At 36.9% G+C, this 18251-nt stretch carries 21 protein-coding genes; 15 read left to right on the top strand and 6 right to left on the bottom strand.

The genetic code is table 11. The features are described 5' to 3' along the window. Window position 1 precedes the first annotated feature (1 nt). From ACJJVW_RS06640 to ACJJVW_RS06615, 6 genes are all read left to right on the top strand, one after another. Window positions 2–646 (top strand): gluconate 2-dehydrogenase subunit 3 family protein, encoded by a 645-nt coding sequence (locus tag ACJJVW_RS06640; RefSeq protein ID WP_035335199.1) that lies wholly within the window; start codon window positions 2–4, stop codon window positions 644–646. Window positions 647–739: 93 nt separating this feature from the next. Beyond that, on the top strand, window positions 740–1690 hold the full coding sequence (locus tag ACJJVW_RS06635) for a hydroxypyruvate isomerase family protein (protein WP_405251134.1): 951 nt from the start codon (window positions 740–742) through the stop codon (window positions 1688–1690). Window positions 1691–1745: 55 nt separating this feature from the next. Then, a complete protein-coding gene (locus ACJJVW_RS06630; RefSeq protein ID WP_405251133.1) occupies window positions 1746–3920 on the top strand; it encodes a TonB-dependent receptor plug domain-containing protein in 2175 nt (724 codons plus the stop codon). A 190-nt stretch (window positions 3921–4110) separates the two neighbouring features. After that, window positions 4111–4989: an ABC transporter permease gene (locus ACJJVW_RS06625; RefSeq protein ID WP_013750749.1), complete on the top strand. Its 879-nt coding sequence runs from the start codon at window positions 4111–4113 to the stop codon at window positions 4987–4989. 18 nt (window positions 4990–5007) lie between these two features. After that, window positions 5008–5271: a DUF3098 domain-containing protein gene (locus ACJJVW_RS06620; protein WP_405251132.1), complete on the top strand. Its 264-nt coding sequence runs from the start codon at window positions 5008–5010 to the stop codon at window positions 5269–5271. A gap of 38 nt (window positions 5272–5309) precedes the next feature. Further along, window positions 5310–6110, top strand: a complete 801-nt coding sequence (locus ACJJVW_RS06615) for an undecaprenyl-diphosphate phosphatase (RefSeq protein WP_339846292.1) — start codon at window positions 5310–5312, stop codon at window positions 6108–6110. 12 nt (window positions 6111–6122) lie between these two features. Here ACJJVW_RS06615 and ACJJVW_RS06610 read toward each other — a convergent pair whose 3' ends face one another. Next, window positions 6123–6995, bottom strand: coding sequence for a hypothetical protein (locus ACJJVW_RS06610; RefSeq protein ID WP_405251131.1), 873 nt, complete (start codon window positions 6993–6995; stop codon window positions 6123–6125). Window positions 6996–7205: 210 nt separating this feature from the next. On the opposite strand from ACJJVW_RS06610, the gene truB reads away from it, so the two are divergent. Together truB and ACJJVW_RS06600 are read left to right on the top strand one after the other, a co-directional pair. Further along, window positions 7206–7913, top strand: a complete 708-nt coding sequence (gene truB / locus ACJJVW_RS06605; RefSeq protein WP_405251130.1) for a tRNA pseudouridine(55) synthase TruB — start codon at window positions 7206–7208, stop codon at window positions 7911–7913. A 59-nt stretch (window positions 7914–7972) separates the two neighbouring features. Then, window positions 7973–8698, top strand: a complete 726-nt coding sequence (locus tag ACJJVW_RS06600) for a hypothetical protein (RefSeq protein ID WP_405251129.1) — start codon at window positions 7973–7975, stop codon at window positions 8696–8698. Between the two features lie 4 nt (window positions 8699–8702). On the opposite strand, the gene ACJJVW_RS06595 is transcribed toward ACJJVW_RS06600, so the two are convergent. Continuing rightward, complete coding sequence (locus ACJJVW_RS06595; protein ID WP_405251128.1) at window positions 8703–9317, bottom strand: thioredoxin family protein; 615 nt, start codon at window positions 9315–9317, stop codon at window positions 8703–8705. A gap of 67 nt (window positions 9318–9384) precedes the next feature. On the opposite strand from ACJJVW_RS06595, the gene ACJJVW_RS06590 reads away from it, so the two are divergent. Continuing rightward, window positions 9385–9951 (top strand): DNA-3-methyladenine glycosylase I, encoded by a 567-nt coding sequence (locus ACJJVW_RS06590; protein WP_405227438.1) that lies wholly within the window; start codon window positions 9385–9387, stop codon window positions 9949–9951. Window positions 9952–9966: 15 nt separating this feature from the next. On the opposite strand, the gene aat is transcribed toward ACJJVW_RS06590, so the two are convergent. From aat to ACJJVW_RS06570, 4 genes are all read right to left on the bottom strand, one after another. Next, window positions 9967–10623 (bottom strand): leucyl/phenylalanyl-tRNA--protein transferase, encoded by a 657-nt coding sequence (gene aat, locus ACJJVW_RS06585; protein ID WP_405251127.1) that lies wholly within the window; start codon window positions 10621–10623, stop codon window positions 9967–9969. Between the two features lie 31 nt (window positions 10624–10654). Beyond that, window positions 10655–11020, bottom strand: coding sequence for a hypothetical protein (locus ACJJVW_RS06580; RefSeq protein ID WP_405251126.1), 366 nt, complete (start codon window positions 11018–11020; stop codon window positions 10655–10657). An 84-nt stretch (window positions 11021–11104) separates the two neighbouring features. Next, window positions 11105–11488, bottom strand: a complete 384-nt coding sequence (locus tag ACJJVW_RS06575; protein ID WP_298323566.1) for a DUF3127 domain-containing protein — start codon at window positions 11486–11488, stop codon at window positions 11105–11107. 36 nt (window positions 11489–11524) lie between these two features. After that, entirely contained in the window at window positions 11525–12400 is an 876-nt protein-coding gene (locus tag ACJJVW_RS06570) for a flavin reductase family protein (RefSeq protein WP_298323568.1), read from the bottom strand. A 584-nt stretch (window positions 12401–12984) separates the two neighbouring features. On the opposite strand from ACJJVW_RS06570, the gene ACJJVW_RS06565 reads away from it, so the two are divergent. The 6 genes from ACJJVW_RS06565 to ACJJVW_RS06540 all read left to right on the top strand — a co-directional run bounded on the left by ACJJVW_RS06565 (window position 12985) and on the right by ACJJVW_RS06540 (window position 18199). After that, window positions 12985–13875, top strand: a complete 891-nt coding sequence (locus ACJJVW_RS06565) for a hypothetical protein (protein ID WP_298323570.1) — start codon at window positions 12985–12987, stop codon at window positions 13873–13875. Window positions 13876–13878: 3 nt separating this feature from the next. Continuing rightward, entirely contained in the window at window positions 13879–14679 is an 801-nt protein-coding gene (locus tag ACJJVW_RS06560) for a hypothetical protein (protein WP_298323573.1), read from the top strand. A 214-nt stretch (window positions 14680–14893) separates the two neighbouring features. After that, window positions 14894–16033 carry an SPFH domain-containing protein gene (locus ACJJVW_RS06555; RefSeq protein WP_405251125.1) on the top strand — a complete coding sequence of 380 codons (1140 nt, stop codon included), beginning with the start codon at window positions 14894–14896 and terminating at the stop codon, window positions 16031–16033. A 63-nt stretch (window positions 16034–16096) separates the two neighbouring features. Beyond that, window positions 16097–17197: a DNA helicase PriA gene (locus ACJJVW_RS06550; protein WP_405251124.1), complete on the top strand. Its 1101-nt coding sequence runs from the start codon at window positions 16097–16099 to the stop codon at window positions 17195–17197. Between the two features lie 57 nt (window positions 17198–17254). Next, the gene (locus ACJJVW_RS06545; RefSeq protein WP_339846314.1) at window positions 17255–17605 is read left to right on the top strand and encodes a tRNA-binding protein; all 351 of its coding nucleotides are present in this window, start codon (window positions 17255–17257) and stop codon (window positions 17603–17605) included. 177 nt (window positions 17606–17782) lie between these two features. Beyond that, on the top strand, window positions 17783–18199 hold the full coding sequence (locus ACJJVW_RS06540; RefSeq protein WP_298323579.1) for an OsmC family protein: 417 nt from the start codon (window positions 17783–17785) through the stop codon (window positions 18197–18199). The last annotated feature ends 52 nt before the right edge of the window (window positions 18200–18251 follow it).

Here is an 18251-nt window from a genome sequence, read left to right as displayed (position 1 = left end):
GATGAATAGAAGACAATTAATAAAGAACTTAGGATTAGGTGGAGTAGCACTTGTTGCAACACCTACGATATTGAGCCTTTTACAAAGTTGTAAAGCAGATGGACCTGTGTTTGAGCCTGTATTTTTAAGCAAGTCTCAAGGTAAAGCATTGCGCCATATGGTAGATCTTATTATTCCTTCTGACGAGATGATCCCAGGAGCGGTAGATGTAGGTGTACACAAGTTTATAGATACTTACTGGAATCAAGCAGTAGATGCAGAAGGTAAAACGCAAATTCTAGCAGGGTTTGACGCACTTGCAAATAGGTTGCAAGACGCCTCTGGAAAGACATTTGAAGAGGCCGAAGCAGAAGATTATGATGCCTTACTCACAAAGTACCTTAATGCATCTCAAGAAGAACAAGCTATTTACAATAAAGGTTTAGGTGAGTTCTATCAAGTTTATGAGAATGATAAGACGGTAAAAGTAGATCCAGATGCTGGTTCTTTTAGCCTTTTAGGAAATATAAGAGGAATGACTATATGGGGATGGAAAGCCTCAGAAGAAATAGGAGAAAATGTACTCGCTTATGAGCCTATTCCAGGTAAACAAGTAGGTTGCTTACCACTAGAGGAAGCAACAGGAGGAAAGACATATTCTCTATAAATTACATCAGATGTAATTAATAAATGGAATGCTATAAATGACAATATTGTAATAGCTATACACTAGCAATCGTTGCAAGAATATTAATAAGTTATGGACAGAAGGAAATTTATACAAAAAGGAGCTCTCACGGGTTCCTTTTTAGGTTTAGGTAGTATCGGGGTAAACGCTATGGTTAATGGGATAGGAGATGTTTCCGCTTTCGCGAAAGCGAAAAATGGAGCACACTCTTTTAATCTCAACTATGCTCCACATGTAGGTATGTTTAAAGAGCTCGCTGGCGAAAATGTTATTGATCAGCTTCACTTTATGGCAAATCAAGGATTTACCGCCTTCGAAGATAATGAGATGCGCAACCGTCCCATTGCCGAACAAGAGGCTATGGCACTTGTTATGAAAGAACGCGGGATGACTATGGGAGTTTTTGTAGCTCATAAAATACACTGGACAACTCCCCATCTAGCGAGCGGAAAGCAAGAATGGAGAGAGGAGTTTCTAGATGATATTAAGAAATCTGTTGCTGTTGCCAAACGTGTAAATGCAAAATGGATGACAGTCGTACCTGGTCATGTAGATATGCGTCAAGACATGGCATACCAAACGGCAAACGTGGTAGAGACTTTAAAACAAGCTGCAGCGATATTAGAACCACATGGAATTGTAATGGTGCTTGAACCATTAAATTTTAGAAATCACCCAGGACTCTTTTTATCTAAGTCACCGCAGGCATATCAAATTTGTAAAGCAGTAGATAGTCCGTCGTGCAAGATTCTATTTGATATTTACCATCAGCAAATTCAAGAAGGAAACTTGATTCCTAACATAGAGCAGTGCTGGGACGAGATTGCTTATTTCCAGATAGGAGATAACCCGGGGCGCAATGAGCCTACCTCTGGAGAGATTAACTATAAAAATGTATTTAAATACATTCATAGCCGCGATTTTAAAGGAGTTTTAGGAATGGAGCATGGCAATAGTATAAAAGGGAAGGAAGGCGAGCAGCGTGTAATAGATGCGTATGTGGAGAGTGATCTCTTTCTGTAAATTAAAGATTTTGATGTGTGATAAGGAAACTTACAAACTTTATAAATAAGCAACTATGATAACTATATTTAAAAAATCTATACTACTTAGCTTCTTTCTTATACTCACTTTAACGGTTTTGTCTCAAGAAGCACCTAATAAACTTTCCGTTTATTGGGATGCTTCATTTTCTATGATTGAAAAAAACCTTGATCTAGAGATTAATGTACTCGAAGAATATATTCGAATAAATTCAGTTGACGATATTGAAATAACAGTATTTGCTAATACTGTTTTAGAAAAAAAAATGTTTTCGGACGTAAATAGTAATACCAGAGAATTTTTAGATTTTCTCAAAATGGTTAATTATGATGGGTCAACTAAACATCCTGACATTCTTCTAAGATCAGGACAATCTAGAAAGATCCTTTACTTTTCAGATCAATTGCCTAAGATGGGTGACTTTTCGGATAAACTTATCATTGTAAATAGCACACCTAATAATCTTGAAGATGTCAAAGTAAAGTACTTGCCACTTTATAATATAGATCAAGAACACCTATCCGAAATTGTTGTAAATGATTTTTCAAAAAAAATAGTTGATAAATATTTAAAAAAACAACAAACGGAATCCACATTAAAAAAAGAAATCACAGTATCAGGTTATATTTTTAACGAGGATGGAGCTATTGAGGGAGCTCAAATAAGTTCTATTTATGATCAACAGAATAGTACAAGGTCAAATAAGGATGGCTGGTATACTTTTCAGAGTTACACTAAGGATATAGTAAGTGTTAAAACTGTAAGAGGTAAAGAACAGCTTATAAAAATAGAAGATAAAGGCGATGTGGAAATTCAGCTAGATTTTGGAGATAAAATGAATCAACTTAAAGAAGTTGTTATTATTGATAAACAAGAAAAAGCAAGATTATCGGAAAATGAATATTGGGAGGAAGATCGTTCAAAAGGTTATTCTATTGTGAGAGTAACATCAGACCAATATAAGACGGGACATACAGATGTAGGCCAACTTATATCTGGTAAAGTGCCAGGTGTAAAATACCAAGGTAAACAAGATTTAGGAAGTGCTATAATAAGAGGTTTTTCTTCATACGTAAACACAAATCATCCCGTTGTTTATATTGACGGAATAATTACTGAGCAAAGCCAAGTAAGTAGTAAAACAGATTATTCATATATTGATCCTTCAACTATTAAAGATGTTAAGGTCCTCAAAGGTCTAGCTGCTACTGCAATTTATGGACCTAATGCTGTAAATGGGGTAGTATTAATTACTACTAAGAGTGGTATAATCAATAAGGAAGAAAAGAAAAGTGGTCGTAGAGGAACCACTAGAAGAATGAAAGGGGATCTAAAAGTTATTGACCTCAATAATTTCAATGCTATAAAAGTTAAGTTAATAGCGTCTCAGGAGACTTACTCTGTTTATTTGAAAGAACGTTTGATAGCAGGTGGAGATGTAGATTTTTATTTTGATGCATTTGATGCATTTAAAGCAAAAGGGCAACTTGAAATAGCTAAGCGAGTATTGTCTAATATCGAAGAAGTTTATGAATTTGATAAAGATGCATTGATTGCATTGACCTATAAATTTGAGAAAGAAAAGTATCATCTTGATGCTCATAATCTGATTTCAAAACTTTCTAAAGAGTATCCTAGTTCCTTGCAACTTAAACGTGATCTTGCAAAAAGCTATATACATTTGAATGATTTTGAAAGTGCAGGTGTACTTTATGAAGAAATCTTAAGCACCTTTCCACTTTCTGAAGATTTTAAAATGGCGATTACAACTGAAATTAGAGGGATTTATAACAAGTTTCCGAGCGTTGTATTACCATGGAGCCTCTCTACTTTTAAACCTTCCAAAATAGCATTAGATGGTCTTGTAACGTTAGAGTGGAATGTGCCTAATGAGAATTTTTCCTTTCAATTTGTTAATCCTACAAAGAATTATCATCAATGGAAGCATGATAGTTTTAGGAGTCAAAATGAAATGAATAATGAGTTGAAACATGATACAAGATTTCAAGAATTTCAACTTATAAATGCAGAGAAAGGAGAGTGGTTTTTCAATATTCTAATGGACGAGAAGAAAGAAAGAAGTCCAAACTCATTTTTAAAAATGACAATTACTAAAGATTTGGGAAGGCCTACAGAGAATACGGAGGTAAAGTTTTTTAGCCTCAATGAAAATTCATCAAGGGTTACTTTAGGCAGGATAGTTATATAAGTCTTTGCTTATTAGTTTTAAAGTATTACAGGTCGTTTGTTATGTTAAGTGGTAGAAATATCTTGTAATTAGCTCTCGCATGGAGAGTGATCTCTTCTTGTAAATTATTTTTTAAAATAATACAATCAGAATCTATACGTTTGATAACGGAGTGTGTAGGATTTACTACTTTTACTCAAAACCCTAGCAGATGAGTTCATCCTTTGAGAAATACCAGAAACGACGATTGATTACCTCCTATTTTTCGGTGGTAATTAGTATTGCTTTGGTGCTATTTCTACTGGGAATACTAGGATTACTAGTACTTAACACCAAAAAAGTAGCCGACTATTTTAAGGAGACTATTGCAGTAGGTGTTTACTTTAAAGATGGAGCAAAAGATGTGGAGATGAAGCAGCTTGAGAAGTCTTTGTCGCTTGCAGAATATACTAAGTCCATACAATTTGTATCAAAAGAAGAAGCTGCAGAAGCACATAGCGAAGCTTTAGGAGAAAATTTTGTAGACTACCTTGGAGAAAATCCACTACAAAATAGCATAGATTTATACCTTAATGCAGATTACGTGTCAGCAGAGAAAGTATCAGAAATTGCTGCAGAGATTGCTTCTAAAAACTTTGTTGAGGAAGTTACTTATGACAAGCCGTTAATCTCACTTCTTAACGACAACATTAAGAAAATGAGCCTTTGGATTCTTATTATCTCTGGTATATTCACTTTTATAGCTGTACTACTCATAAATAGCTCGATACGATTATCTGTATATGCAAAGCGTTTTACCATAAAAACCATGCAGATGGTAGGAGCAACAAAGAAATTCATACGTAGGCCTTTCGTTTGGAAAAGTGTGCGTTTAGGGATTATAGGAGCGCTTATAGCTATAGCAGGGATGGCTGGAGTATTGTATTATGCAAACAAGACTTTTCCTCAACTTACATTACTTGATGATCCACTACTATTAGGAGCACTTTTTGGAGGTGTATTTATGATGGGTATCGTGATTACTTGGTTTAGCACCTTTCTTGCAACACAACGTTTCTTAAATTTGCGCACAGACGAATTATACTACTAGCAGTATAAAAGTATTACTATGGGAGAACAAAAACGTAAAGAAGTCATTAAACAGGAAACCGAATTTATCTTTAGTAAGAAGAACTTTACCTGGATGCTTATTGGACTTGGCGTGATTGCCTTAGGCTTTATACTAATGTCTGGTGGTGGTAGTGACGACCCTAATGTTTTTAATCCTGAGATCTACTCATGGAGACGTATACGTCTAGCACCTGCTGTGATTCTCATAGGTTTTGGTATAGAAGTATATGCGATACTACTTAATCCTAATAAAGGTAAGTAACACTTGCCCCTTATAACGACAATCTTATCTTTGCGGTTATGGATAACTTAGACGCATTAATCCTTGGTGTCATTCAAGGACTCACAGAGTTTTTACCAGTTTCTTCTAGTGGTCATTTAGAACTAGGGAAGGCAATCCTAGGAGACACTTCTGTCCCAGAAGAAAGCTTGATGTTTACCGTTGTTGTGCACTTTGCCACGGCACTTTCTACCATCGTAGTTTTTAGAAAAGATATTGTAGAAATTTTGAGCGGATTGTTTTCATTCAAGTGGAATGAAGAAACACAATTTTCGGCAAAAATCGTGTTATCCATGATTCCTGCAGTGATTGTAGGGCTGTTTTTTGAAGAACAGCTAGAAGCGCTTTTTGGAGGAAATATCATGCTCGTAGGCTGTATGCTTCTTGTAACTGCGGTACTATTATACTTCGCAGATAGAGCAAAAGACACTCAAAAGAATGTTACTTTTTCAAATGCATTTATAATTGGCGTCTCTCAAGCAGTGGCAATGATTCCTGGTATTTCTCGCAGTGGAGCAACTATATCTACCTCTGTGTTATTGGGTAATGATAAGAGCAAAGCAGCGCGTTTTTCATTTTTAATGGTTATCCCGCTTATTTTTGGGAAGATTGCAAAAGACCTTATGGATGGAGCGCTTACCACACAAACGGGTAACGTATCTGTACTAGTAATAGGCTTTGTAGCTGCCTTTGTAGCAGGACTTGTAGCTTGTACGTGGATGATTAAACTGGTTAAGAAAAGTAAACTCTCTTGGTTTGCTATTTACTGTCTCATTGTAGGAGTAATTGCAATAGGATTTTCCATCTATAATCAAGCTTAATACATTCTATCTCTAGTTCTCGTCTTCTGATGTAAAGTGAAACATTGAATACTGTAATTCAATAGCTTCAGTATGGTTTGCAGCTGGATTATAGATTCCAGCCTTTAGATAATATCCATTTGCAATACCATTATCTTCTATCCAGTTTGTACCTACCTCAGGGCTATAAGTATCATCTATGAGCGTTTGACCTCCCTGGGCTACAATAAGATGTACAACACCATTACCTTTTTCAATAATGATTTTTAAAGGCTCAGCATTATAGTTTGCACCATTGACAAAAGAGTAAAAATCTTTATCAAATTCTGTATCACTCGAGCTTACTTCTGGATCTCTTCTTACTACAGTTTCTAGTTCATCATTATGCAATTCAAGTCTAAAAAAAGGCTTATTAGAACTACCACCTCTATTATGAACCTGAGCAATGGTTATTCCTTCTGTAGGAATATCTAAGTATACCGCTTCAAATTCCATGCGAGATGGTGTTGTTAATGAACCTTCTGAGGATTGTTTAAACTCGGTTCTTCTTCCTTTTTCTAGTTGGCACTTCAAATTTAAAATGGTTCCGTTATTAGAAGAATAAAAATACTCGTCATCTGGCTGTCCACTTTCAAAAATGTCATCGAGATTTTCATCGTCTGTATCACAAGGTCCAGGTATACAACCACCCGTATTGAAACTATTTTCTATAACTAAATTTGGCTCAAATGAGAAGGCCTCGGTGTCTAGAGCATTGTCTTCATCTGTTGTACCATCGTCATCTGTTTCATCTGTGGGTGTAACTACAGGAACAGTAACTTCTACTGCATCATCAGACGACCCATCATTAGATGAACATTGCGTGCACATTAGGATTAAACCTACTAAAACAATAATTCTTTGCAACTGGGACATATTTTATTCTAAAGTATATTTCTTATTTATTACGGAGATAAGGAAGTGATTTCTTATAAAAATATATCATTAAACCACAATAAGAGTATTTTGATATCATAAAAAGCATAATAAGTTATGCGTGATATTTCTAGTTAAATAGCATTATCTTGATAACTTTGCCTCCTAGTCCCTAACAAAACCTACAAAACCAAGCTGGCTATGCTTACAGACCAAGATTATAAAGATGGGCAAGTACTCATTTTTGATAAACCGCTAGAGTGGACCTCGTTCCAGCTGGTTAACAAAGTGCGCTGGCTTATACGTAAGAATCTTAATATAAAGAAGATAAAAGTAGGCCATGCAGGTACGTTAGATCCTTTGGCAACTGGCCTTATGATTATTTGTACGGGGAAGTTTACAAAGCGCTTACATGAGTTTGTTGGGCAAGAAAAGGAATATACGGGCACCATTGTTTTAGGTGGTACTACGCCTAGTTATGATCTTGAGACAGAAGTAGATCAAACTTTTTCTACAGAACATATTACTGATGAGGATATTTACGCTTTCGCGAAAGCGTATCAAGGAAACATTATGCAACGCCCGCCAGTATTTTCTGCACTCAAAAAGGAGGGGAAACGCTTGTATGAATTTGCACGAGCAGGAGAAGAAGTAGATATTCCTAAACGAGAGATTAATATCTCATCTTTTGAAATCACTCGCATTGCAATGCCAGAAGTAGATTTTAAAGTGCGCTGTAGTAAAGGAACATATATTAGATCGCTAGCATTTGACTTTGGCGAAGGACTCAAAAGTGGAGCTCACTTAAGTGCGTTGAGAAGAACCAAAATAGGTGATTACAACGTAGATAATGCACAGTCTCTTGATGGATTTATAGCCGAAATTACAGCTGATTCCACAGAAGAATAATTTGTGAAACACTGTTATTAGGCGATTCAGCTATTTTACTTTTATTATTTTAGTTCTTTATGAAGATCTCTCATTCTGATAAGGCTTTACTAATTACCGTTACGGGGGCAAGTTTACTTGTGCTCGTTTTTTTCTTTCTGGGAGTAAAACCATATCAAGGAGAGATAGAGGAGTTTATAGAGATTCCTGTAATTACTGAGGAGATAGTAGGGGAGCTTCAAGAGCAACAAGAAGATCAAGTTCAAGAGCGTCGTATTTCAAAAACTAACCAAGCCTACAATACCGCTCAACTTAGGGAGGAAAATAGAAGCTTTCAAGATAACGACGAAATTAGAAAAGCAATAGAAGCTCAACAGCAGAATAGTGTAGAGCAACTTAATGACGACAATGAGGCTAAGCTTAAGGCGCTTCAAGAAGCTAGAGAAGGTAATCTAGAAGCAAAAAGAGAAGAGGTACAAGCGGCTATAGATGCTCGAGAAGCTGCACGTAATAAGAAAAAGAAAAGTGTTTATAGACAGAGTACGGTTTCTTACGATCTAGTAGGCCGTACTGCAATAGTTTTACCTAATCCTGTGTATACCTGCGATGCTTACGGTAAAATAGTAGTGAATATCACCGTAAACGATAAAGGAACTATCATTGATAAGGATTATAATAAAAGTGCCTCTACAAGCTCAAATGGGTGTCTCATAGATCAGGCAATGGAGTATTTAACAAGAGCTTACTTTGATAAAGGAAATAAAGCCACACAACTAGGGAGTGTGACTTTTGATTTTCAAGGGTAAGAGCTTACTTAAGTAGTTTAAGTAAATCTTGGGCAGTTCCTTGTCCTTTGTCTTTATTATACCACACTTGTAAATCTTCTTTAAATTCTGGAGTTAACTTACCGTGGGCTTCCTTATAGTCATTAACCATTTTTGTAGCCTCAGATGGACGTGGTCCCCAGTCTGCTATCACTTCATTTGTGTTGCTATTTACAGCGATAAGTCTCGGAATAGAACGCCCTCCATTGTATAGAAACTGATCCATAAGATCAAGATTCTCATCTCTAAGAACAACTTTAAATTTAATGTTAGGGTTGAGGTCTGCAAACTTTTGCATCATAGGCATCGTTTGAGCAGCATCACCACACCAGCTCTCCGTTAGTACTAGCCAAGTCACATTTCCTTTAAAATCTTTTATTTGCTGCTGCACATCATCAGAGAGCTTGAGTGTCTTGTCTAGACGTTTCATGCGCTTGTGATTAAGCATTGTATAGTTATGTAGCGCCTCTGTCACTTCTGGACCTGTATTAGTTCCTTCTAGGGCGTGAGTCTCTGTAAGTACTCTATAATCTTGATATGAAATAGCCTGAGAGAGACCCTCTGCTATTAATTGTGTTGTTGTCTTTACCATTGTTTCCATAGCTCATATGTTGTGAGCTCTGCTACAAACTTACTATCTTTCACCTTAGAATCCCAAATGATCAATGATGACAAAAAATAAATGCGGTTGGTGTGTAGGTGATGATCTCTATGAAGCTTATCATGATAATGAGTGGGGAACTCCCTTGAGAGATGAAGATTTGCTTTTTGAGTTCCTTGTGTTAGAAACTTTTCAAGCGGGATTGAGTTGGATTACCATTTTAAAGAAGAGAGAAAACTTTAGAGTAGCCTTTGATAATTTTGATTACAAGCGTATTGCAGCATATAAGGAAGATAAAATCCAATCATTATTGCAAGATGCCGGCATTATCAGAAATAAATTAAAAGTGCGTGGTACAGTTACAAATGCTAGGCTATATATGGAGATTCAAGAAGAGTTTGGGAGTTTTTCTAAGTATCTATGGGCTTATGTAGATAATACTCCTATCCAAAATGAGGTACAGTCGTACAAAGAAGCACCAGCAAATACTCCGCTGAGTGACGCCATATCAAAAGACCTAAAAAAACGCGGATTCAAGTTTGTGGGAAGCACCATTATCTATGCATTCATGCAAGCTATTGGTATGGTAAATGACCACGAGGTAAGCTGCTTCAGATATAATAAGGTGCAGTAGGGACGCAAGGCATTGCTACTGTAGATATTCAAGAAATAAATCTCTCGGAATTTCGGCGGCACCTAGGCTCGCTAGATGGTCTGTATACATTTGGCAGTCGATGAGGTGGTAATTTTCTTTTTCTAGCTTTCGCGAAAGCGTAATAAATCCCACTTTACTGGCATTGCTCATGGTTGCAAACATGCTTTCTCCACAAAATATTCCCTTCTCCTTAAGATCTATTCCATAAAGACCTCCAACTAATTTTTTATCATGCCAAACCTCAACAGAGATTGCATGACCTAGTTCGTGTAGTCTGAGATATGCATCTATGATATCATTAGTGATCCACGTGCCGTCTTGACCGTTGCGTTTAATGCGTTTACAGGCAAGAATAACTTCTAAGAAATTTTTATTGTAGGTAACCGTAAAGTGATTGTCACGTAACACTTTGCGCATAGATTTTGATACGTGTACATCACTAGGTTTTACTACCATACGTGGGTCCGGTGTCCACCATAAAATAGGCTGTCCCTCATTATACCAAGGAAAAATGCCAGAATTATAAGCAAGCAATAACCAGTCTGTAGTGAGATCACCACCTACCATAAGTAGCCCTTCCTCGTCTGCCAGATGGTGTTCTGGAAACCAAGGTTCATTATTCCAATGTTGATCTTCTGGGAGTAAAAGCACGAGTATAATTAATAGCTATACACAAAGATAACTAGGCTTTGCTTCTATTAAAAGTATCAATTAACTTAAAATTTCTTCTTGTATGCCACACATAGCCTATTGCAAGTGGCGTGTAAAGTGCAATAATTAAGGCGATATAGGTGATGTCTGTGAGAAAGTAGTAGGCAGAAGATAATATTAAAACACCTACAATTGCAACCTCCAAAACTGCATGACGTATGCGTTTTGAGAGTTTGGCTTTAAGTTGATTTGCAGCAAAGGTGGTAGTGACCCCGCATCGGGTACATTTTTTTGAAATGCTTGCACCTATTTGTTTTGAGAGTTCTGTGCGTGTATCCGCAAGAACATTTAGGCTCAAGTGGTTATGGCAACTTTTACAAACTCCGTATACAATCATAGGTTGATAAAGGTGTAAAAATAAAGAACCCAAAACAAGTTAATTGTTTTGGGTTCAAATATCAATACGTTGACCTTTATCGGCTTAAAATGGCAGATCGTCGTGATCGTCACTATTAAGGTTTGTTGCAGGCTCAAATGAATCTGCAGGAGGCATAGGAGGAAGTGGTTGACCACCACCTGCATTTTCAGCAGCTACATTCTCAATGCGCCATCCTTGTATAGAGTTAAAATACTTAGTCTCACCTTGTGGATTTACCCACTCGCGTCCTCTTAAGTTAATGCTCACTTTTACATTTTGACCAACAGCATAGTTGTTCAAAAGATCTGTTTTATCTTGTACAAACTCCACCATAATGTGCTGTGGGTATTGCTCTTCTGTCGTTACGACAAGTTCTCTTTTTCTAAAGCCGTTGCTCCCAAATGTTTGAGTCTCACCGACCATCTTTACTTTACCTTGTACTTCCATCGCGTTCAATTATTAGGGTGTAAATTTATGAAAATCCTAGCGTTTTGCGAGCAGAACTCTCCACGCATTATCCACATTTTTTTTATCTAAATATTCCTTTGCCAGTTTATGCACCGTTTCCTCACTTGCTGTGGCAAGATTTGTTCTTAAATCTTCATGTTGTGCTATAAAGTCAGAAATCTCATCTTCGGTAGGTAGCTGCTCTACATTACCTAACATACCTAGATCGTTACCAGTGAGTATCGTACTATTTCTTATTTCTTGAGGGATCATATCAACCCCTATTCCAGTTCTTAAAACAGGTTTAGGCACTTCAAAAAGTCCGTCTTTTGCTCTACTATACCAGTTTGCACCCATACGTGAGACTTGATCTATCTTGAGAGGATCTATTGCTCCATGAGCATCTAGTATCTCCTCATCAATATGCATTTTTAAAATCTCGCAAATCACAAGATTTCCCGCGCCACCTTGATCACCTAGTGGCTTTACCTCAATTACTTTACACTCAAACTGTACAGGAGCCTCTGCAACGCAAGGAGGTTGCACCATCTCAGATGGTTTTTCAGTAAGTCCAGACTTTGTAAACTCGTTTACACCTTTTGCATAAGCCGTACTTGCCAGTGACATTTGTTGCACCATTGCATAGTTTACAATGTTTACAGTACATTCAGGTACTTCAAGTACGTTATCTAGCGTGTGTTTTGTGGTGTTATCACGACCACTTCTAGAAGGTGAATACACAAGAATAGGAGGATTTGCCCCAAAGACATTAAAAAAGCTAAAAGGAGCAAGATTTACTTTACCATCTTTATCTACAGTACTTGCAAATGCAATAGGACGAGGTCCCACAGCACCCGTAAGGTGAGCAAATAATTGTGGAACTGGAATTTCTTTAGGATCTATCGTGAGCATACATATTGATTTTAAAAGTGTATCAAAAATAGGAATTCTTTAAGGGTATTAATAACGCTTTCGCGAAAGCTTAACAACAACCTCTATTGCGCTGCTTGAAAAGGTAGCTAGCAGCTCTATTGGTAAGGTTTTGTATGACGCACTTAAAAACCACTTATAAATATAGGGGTATAAACCCTTACACATTCACGCCATTATATCCCTTAGAGATCCATAAATCTGGTTCATATTTGTAATGTATTATTCACTTAAAAAGATATGTCATGAATACAAATACGGAAGAGTGGGGACTTCTAGAAGAAATTTTTCAAGATGAGGAATTTGATGTTTCTTATTTCTCAATAGAGTTTCCAGATGGCAGCTCATATGAGTACCAAGGATAGATGATAAGCCACTATACATTGTTTTGAGTTGCCTTTATATAGGTAATTAAGACCTGCTATTGTTTGAGGGAACAATAGTAGGTTTTTTTATGCTCTTTTTTTTAACAGGTATTTAACCTATTGACAAATAGGTTTTTAGAGATGGAGGTAGTTGTATTATTAAGCCATATTTGTACAAATTAATCTTTTAAACTAAATATTATGAATGACAATTATGCAATCGACACAGCTTCAAGATTTGGAGATATTCCATTTGTAGAGTTTACAAAAGAACTAGTTACAGGTGTTTTTGATTCTTTAGTAGAAGCTCATATTCTACAAATGGAAGAGTATGCAGCATTTGTATCTTCACTTACAGATGATTTATCTACTTATATCAACAACACAAAAGACGACGTTAGTTTTGATCAAATATCTGAGTTTGTACTAGCTTATGACCTCCCTGAACCAGACGCCACCGCCATAACAGAACACTTGGATAAATTACAACCTCCCAGCGCACCTGGAGCACCAGCCGCTGCAGATAAGCCAGCAGTTGACGATAAATGGTGGGGAGGTCTTATTAATGCACTCGCTCCAGTAGCCACAGGACTTGTAGATAAAATTAACGATCCTAGTGAAATACAAGGTCTTGACGCGCTTAATAAATATAATGAAAAAGTGCTTGAGGGAGCCGAAGCTATCGCAGATCACCTTCCCACCTATAATGAGATAAACGATGCTATTGCTTCACTCATTGCTTCAAACAAGTATGGTCTGTTACAAACCATAGCAAAGCAAGGTGTAATGCGATTAGTAGTAACTGAAGGAGAAATAGAGACTAAGATTACTTTTTCTACCTGGAATAATAGTACTTCAGGGAGTAGTAGCGGCTATAACCAAAAAGCAAAGGTTAAGACCAAAGCAAAGGATGTGAGAGGTGGGGGAATCATCGGGATTTTTAGATCAAAGAGAAAAAGAAAAAATGTGAGTAGAACTGTTACTGTAAACACAGCAAAGTCGTATCAAAGAGATTCTAGTGGAACTAAAGTTGACATCTTTGGACGAGTACTAATCAAGTTCAAAACGGATTATGCTCCATTAAACGGATAGGATATGGAAAATTTTAGCGAAGTAGGTTTAGGATTTTCAGAATTTGTGGGGCAGCTGTTACAAGAAACATTTGACGCTACCCTTTCCGCTCAAAATCACCAACTGGAAAAATACAGAGAGCTTCAAGAAGCATTAAATCTTTCATCTGATGCCTTTAAAAAAGATTACCTCAACGCAGAAATGATAGCTGATAAAGAGCTTGCTCAATTTGGAGTGCTTATTGAAAATCTAGGTGTAATTACAGATGATCAATTAAGCTATCTTGAAACTCAATTTGATAGTCTTAAAGGGATTGTGTATCGTGGTAAATTGACTAAGGACGGTGTTCAAAAGGTTAAAAACCTCATGATAGAAAATCTGGTAGATGAATATAAAGGTTCTATTGAGTTACTCCTTAATAGAGCTGAGTCTACCCAATTAGTTGTTGATTCTGGAGAAATCAAAGCAAAGCTTGAACTTTCTAATTACTATCAAGAGTCTCAAGTTTCTAAGCCTATCCTTGCTAAAAAAATGAAGTCAAAAGTTGAAGCTAAGGATATAGTAATAGACAAAGACGATATAAAATCAATTGTAAATCTTGAAGCAACTCCAATTTCTATCAAAGGAATTTCTATTAAAGAGGTATTTGATTCTGAGCGAAATACCAAGGTTATTATGGTAGATAAGGCAGCAATGATTGAAAAAGGATCTATAGGAGCTTCCATTCCTTCTGTTAGAATTATTGCAAGGCCTGCTAGTACAAAAAGTGCTAGTAGTAATGCTACATTATATAGTGAGGTTACAATAAGATTTAAAACGGTGTAATAATGGAAGAAATCATACACGAACTTAAATATCTTGTGAATCTCGCAAGATACCTTCCGTTAGAAATTACTGACATCAGTATATTATTACCCGACGGAACTCTAATTATTATAAAGTAACCTATTTGAATCGGCTATGTTAGGATTAACAATAGCCGATTTTTTGTGCACTATTTTTTCATAACTTTAAAACACAAAATAAAACAACACAACCTATGGATATTTTTAGTAAAATTAAAGAGAAACTCAGTAATGAGTTTATAGATATTGTCGAGTGGTTAGACTATACAGATGACACCATTGCTCACCGTTTTGAACGCTATCAAAATGAGATAAAAAATGGTGCAAAGCTTGTTGTACGTGAAGGACAGACGGCAGTGTTTGTAAATGAAGGCCAACTGGCAGATGTTTTTACACCAGGAACTTATGATCTGACTACTCAAAACTTACCAATATTATCTACTATTAAAGGTTGGAAATATGGCTTTAACTCTCCATTTAAAGCAGAAGTTTATTTTGTAAACACACACTTATTTACAGACGAAAAGTGGGGAACTAAAAACCCAATTACATTAAGTGATGACCGTTTTGGACTGGTTGAGATTCGCGCTTTTGGAACCTATGCATTTAAAATTGCAGATGCTGGGAAGTTTATTGTAGACATCGTAGGGACAGATAACAACTTTACTAATTTTGAGATTAATGAGCATCTCAAAAGTCTCATTGCAACAAGATTTACAGATACGGTAGGAGAAGCAAATCTTCCTATAGAGCTGTATGCTGCAAATACGTCTGAGCTTTCTGAGACGTGCCAAGAGGTAATGAAGCCAGAGTTCATGTCTGTAGGTATTTCTCTTGAGAAGTTTTACATCGAGAATGTGTCGATGCCAGAAGACCTCAAGAAAGAAATATTTGAATACAGTCGTCTGGATAAAATAGACCTAGATAAACTTACTAAGTTTAAAACTGCAAAAGCAATAGAAGCTGCAGCTACAAATGAAGGTGGTACTGCAGGAGCAGGAATGGGAATGGGAATGGGCTTTGTTCTTGCGCAACAAATGGGCGGAATGATGTCTCCACAAATGGGAGGACAACAACAAGCACAACCCCAAATGAATCAAGGAGGAATGATGCCTCCACCTATGCCAGCCGCAGTACAATATTTTTATGCTGTAAACGGTGCGCAACAAGGACCCGTAGGTATAGATCAGCTCAAGGCTTTATTTGCAAACCGCACTATCAATAAGGAGAGCCTTGTGTGGAAACAGGGAATGGCTGCATGGAATGCATTGCAAGAGGTGGAAGAGCTTAAGTCTTTCTTAGGAGGTAACACACCGCCGCCGTTACCACAATAATATTTTATAACTAAAACTTTTTGAGGTGCGTATTTCTACATACGCACCTATTATTATTCCTATATGGAAGAAACATCCATTCATAAAACTGAACTTAAAAAGGCATGTATCAATTGTGGTGCAGAGCTTAAGTATAAGCCAGGTACCACGTCTATTACCTGTGAGTACTGCGGGCATCAAGAAAAAATATCACTTGAGACCAGTAAGTTTGAAGAACTAGAGCTTTATCCTTATTTGGATAAAATGGGAGATCAAAAAAACAGCGAAGAAATCTCAATGCTTCACTGTAAAAACTGTGGGGCAAACCAGCATGTAGAAGAGCATTATAAATCCCTGCATTGCGTGTATTGCAGTATGCCGCTCATACTTGAAGATATGCGTAAGGAAAACTGGATCTTGCCAGGAGCTGTATTACCATTTCAAATAGATCAGAGTGCCTCGTTTACTATTTTTAAAAAGTGGGTAAATGGGTTGTGGTGGGCTCCTAATAAATTAAAGAAAGCTTCACTAGATCCACAATTTACAAAGGGATTGTACTTGCCTTACTGGACCTTTGATGCGCAACTGGCTGCAAACTATACTGGCCAGCGAGGGGAGTACTACTATGTAACAGAAACCTATCGAGATAGTAATGGAAAAACGCAATCTAGACAGGTGCGAAAAACGCGATGGTATCCTGCTTCTGGCAGTGTATCTGGATTTGTAGATGACACCTTGGTAGAAGCCTCAAAACAACGAGCAGGAAGAGTTCCTTCTAAAATTGCTAGATGGGATCTTAAAAAATTACAACCCTTCAATAGCGGATTTTTATCTGGTTTTGTGACAGAAAAATATACGATTCCTCTTAAAGATGGTTATGGTAAATCTCGTGATGTTGCAAAGCAAATAGCATCCACGTGGGCAGCTAGAGACATAGGTGGCGATACACAACGAGTGTCATCTATAGACATGAAGCTTGCAGAAGAGACGTTTAAACACATTTTATTACCTGTTTATGTGAGTTCATACCGCTATAACGGTAAGGAATATAACTTCTTTGTTAATGGAGAAACGGGAGCACTCTCTGGAAAGCGACCGTATTCATTCTGGAAGATTTTCTTTGCGATACTAGCAGGTCTTATTGTGATAGGAGTTATTGTTATGCTAGCAAATAATGGCCAATAGTAATGTGGATTATTAACTAACGTATGAGCTATTTAGTTTCTGTTTCAAAAGTCAACTATGGAAGATAACCAACATAAAAATTTAACTTGGAGTGATTTTACTAAGGTAGAAATGCGAGTAGGCACCATCTTATCTGCAGAGGTATTTGCAGAGGCTAGAAATCCATCCTATAAAATGGTTGTGGACTTTGGTGAGCACGGTAAAAGAAAAACATCTGCACAAATCACTCAGTTATATACTACTCAAGAACTAGTGGGAAGGCAAGTGGTTGCAGTCCTTAATTTTCCGCCTAAGCAAATTGCAACGATGATGAGTGAGTGTCTCGTTTTGGGAGGGTTGGGCAATGATAAGGATGTTATTTTAATAGCTCCAGATAGAGAAGTAGCAAATGGCACTCAAATAGGTTAATGACTTTCAACTTCCTTAAAACAAGTGTAGACTATTAGTTGAGGTCATTATAAACCTTTGTTAAAGATGATGTTATATGCTGTTAATACCGCTTTCGCGAAAGCGTAATCTAATTACTTTTACTCCATATTAACAACAGCGATAAAGACATGTTCTTGTCGTCTTAAATTACCAATTATGAAGTTTACAAGGAAAGCAAGCGCCCATTGGGCAGGAAGTGGGAAAGAAGGTAAAGGATCAATATCAACAGAAAGTACTGTATTAGATAAAGCACAATATGCATTTGGTACAAGATTTGAAGATGGAGTAGGAACCAACCCAGAAGAGCTTATAGGTGCAGCACATTCAGGATGTTACACGATGCAATTAAGTTTCTTATTAAATGAAGAAGATTTTGTTGCAGAGAGTCTTGACACAGACGCTCACGTAACTTTTGAAGACGGCGAAATCACCACAATTAAGTTAGTAACCAAAGGTAAAGTGCCAAATATCTCAAAAGAGAAATTTGAAGAGATTGCTCAAAAAGCAAAGGAAGTGTGTCCACTCTCTAAGCTTATGAAAGCAGAAATCACACTAGACGCTACACTATTATAGAAAACAACTGTTTACAAAATGAAAGTCCGCTATGAAAAATATCATAGCGGAC

This window comes from Dokdonia sp. Asnod3-C12, from assembly GCF_045063975.1.
Taxonomy (GTDB): Bacteria; Bacteroidota; Bacteroidia; order Flavobacteriales; family Flavobacteriaceae; genus Dokdonia.
The sequence above is the reverse complement of the archived record's forward strand: the minus strand, read 5'-3'. Positions and strand labels throughout refer to the sequence as shown.

Bases quoted from the DNA above. Each gene is read 5' to 3' on its own strand.
- ACJJVW_RS06640 (WP_035335199.1), top strand. From the start codon at position 2: ATGAATAGAAGACAATTAATAAAGAACTTAGGATTAGGTGGAGTAGCA.
- ACJJVW_RS06555 (WP_405251125.1), top strand. From the start codon at position 14,894: ATGGATATTTTTAGTAAAATTAAAGAGAAACTCAGTAATGAGTTTATA.
- ACJJVW_RS06635 (WP_405251134.1), top strand. From the start codon at position 740: ATGGACAGAAGGAAATTTATACAAAAAGGAGCTCTCACGGGTTCCTTT.
- ACJJVW_RS06600 (WP_405251129.1), top strand. From the start codon at position 7,973: ATGAAGATCTCTCATTCTGATAAGGCTTTACTAATTACCGTTACGGGG.
- ACJJVW_RS06625 (WP_013750749.1), top strand. From the start codon at position 4,111: ATGAGTTCATCCTTTGAGAAATACCAGAAACGACGATTGATTACCTCC.
- ACJJVW_RS06595 (WP_405251128.1), bottom strand. From the start codon at position 9,317: ATGGAAACAATGGTAAAGACAACAACACAATTAATAGCAGAGGGTCTC.
- truB (WP_405251130.1), top strand. From the start codon at position 7,206: ATGCTTACAGACCAAGATTATAAAGATGGGCAAGTACTCATTTTTGAT.
- ACJJVW_RS06590 (WP_405227438.1), top strand. From the start codon at position 9,385: ATGACAAAAAATAAATGCGGTTGGTGTGTAGGTGATGATCTCTATGAA.
- ACJJVW_RS06575 (WP_298323566.1), bottom strand. From the start codon at position 11,488: ATGGAAGTACAAGGTAAAGTAAAGATGGTCGGTGAGACTCAAACATTT.
- ACJJVW_RS06545 (WP_339846314.1), top strand. From the start codon at position 17,255: ATGGAAGATAACCAACATAAAAATTTAACTTGGAGTGATTTTACTAAG.
- ACJJVW_RS06620 (WP_405251132.1), top strand. From the start codon at position 5,008: ATGGGAGAACAAAAACGTAAAGAAGTCATTAAACAGGAAACCGAATTT.
- ACJJVW_RS06540 (WP_298323579.1), top strand. From the start codon at position 17,783: ATGAAGTTTACAAGGAAAGCAAGCGCCCATTGGGCAGGAAGTGGGAAA.
- ACJJVW_RS06615 (WP_339846292.1), top strand. From the start codon at position 5,310: ATGGATAACTTAGACGCATTAATCCTTGGTGTCATTCAAGGACTCACA.
- ACJJVW_RS06565 (WP_298323570.1), top strand. From the start codon at position 12,985: ATGAATGACAATTATGCAATCGACACAGCTTCAAGATTTGGAGATATT.
- ACJJVW_RS06580 (WP_405251126.1), bottom strand. From the start codon at position 11,020: ATGATTGTATACGGAGTTTGTAAAAGTTGCCATAACCACTTGAGCCTA.
- ACJJVW_RS06550 (WP_405251124.1), top strand. From the start codon at position 16,097: ATGGAAGAAACATCCATTCATAAAACTGAACTTAAAAAGGCATGTATC.
- ACJJVW_RS06560 (WP_298323573.1), top strand. From the start codon at position 13,879: ATGGAAAATTTTAGCGAAGTAGGTTTAGGATTTTCAGAATTTGTGGGG.
- ACJJVW_RS06630 (WP_405251133.1), top strand. From the start codon at position 1,746: ATGATAACTATATTTAAAAAATCTATACTACTTAGCTTCTTTCTTATA.
- ACJJVW_RS06570 (WP_298323568.1), bottom strand. From the start codon at position 12,400: ATGCTCACGATAGATCCTAAAGAAATTCCAGTTCCACAATTATTTGCT.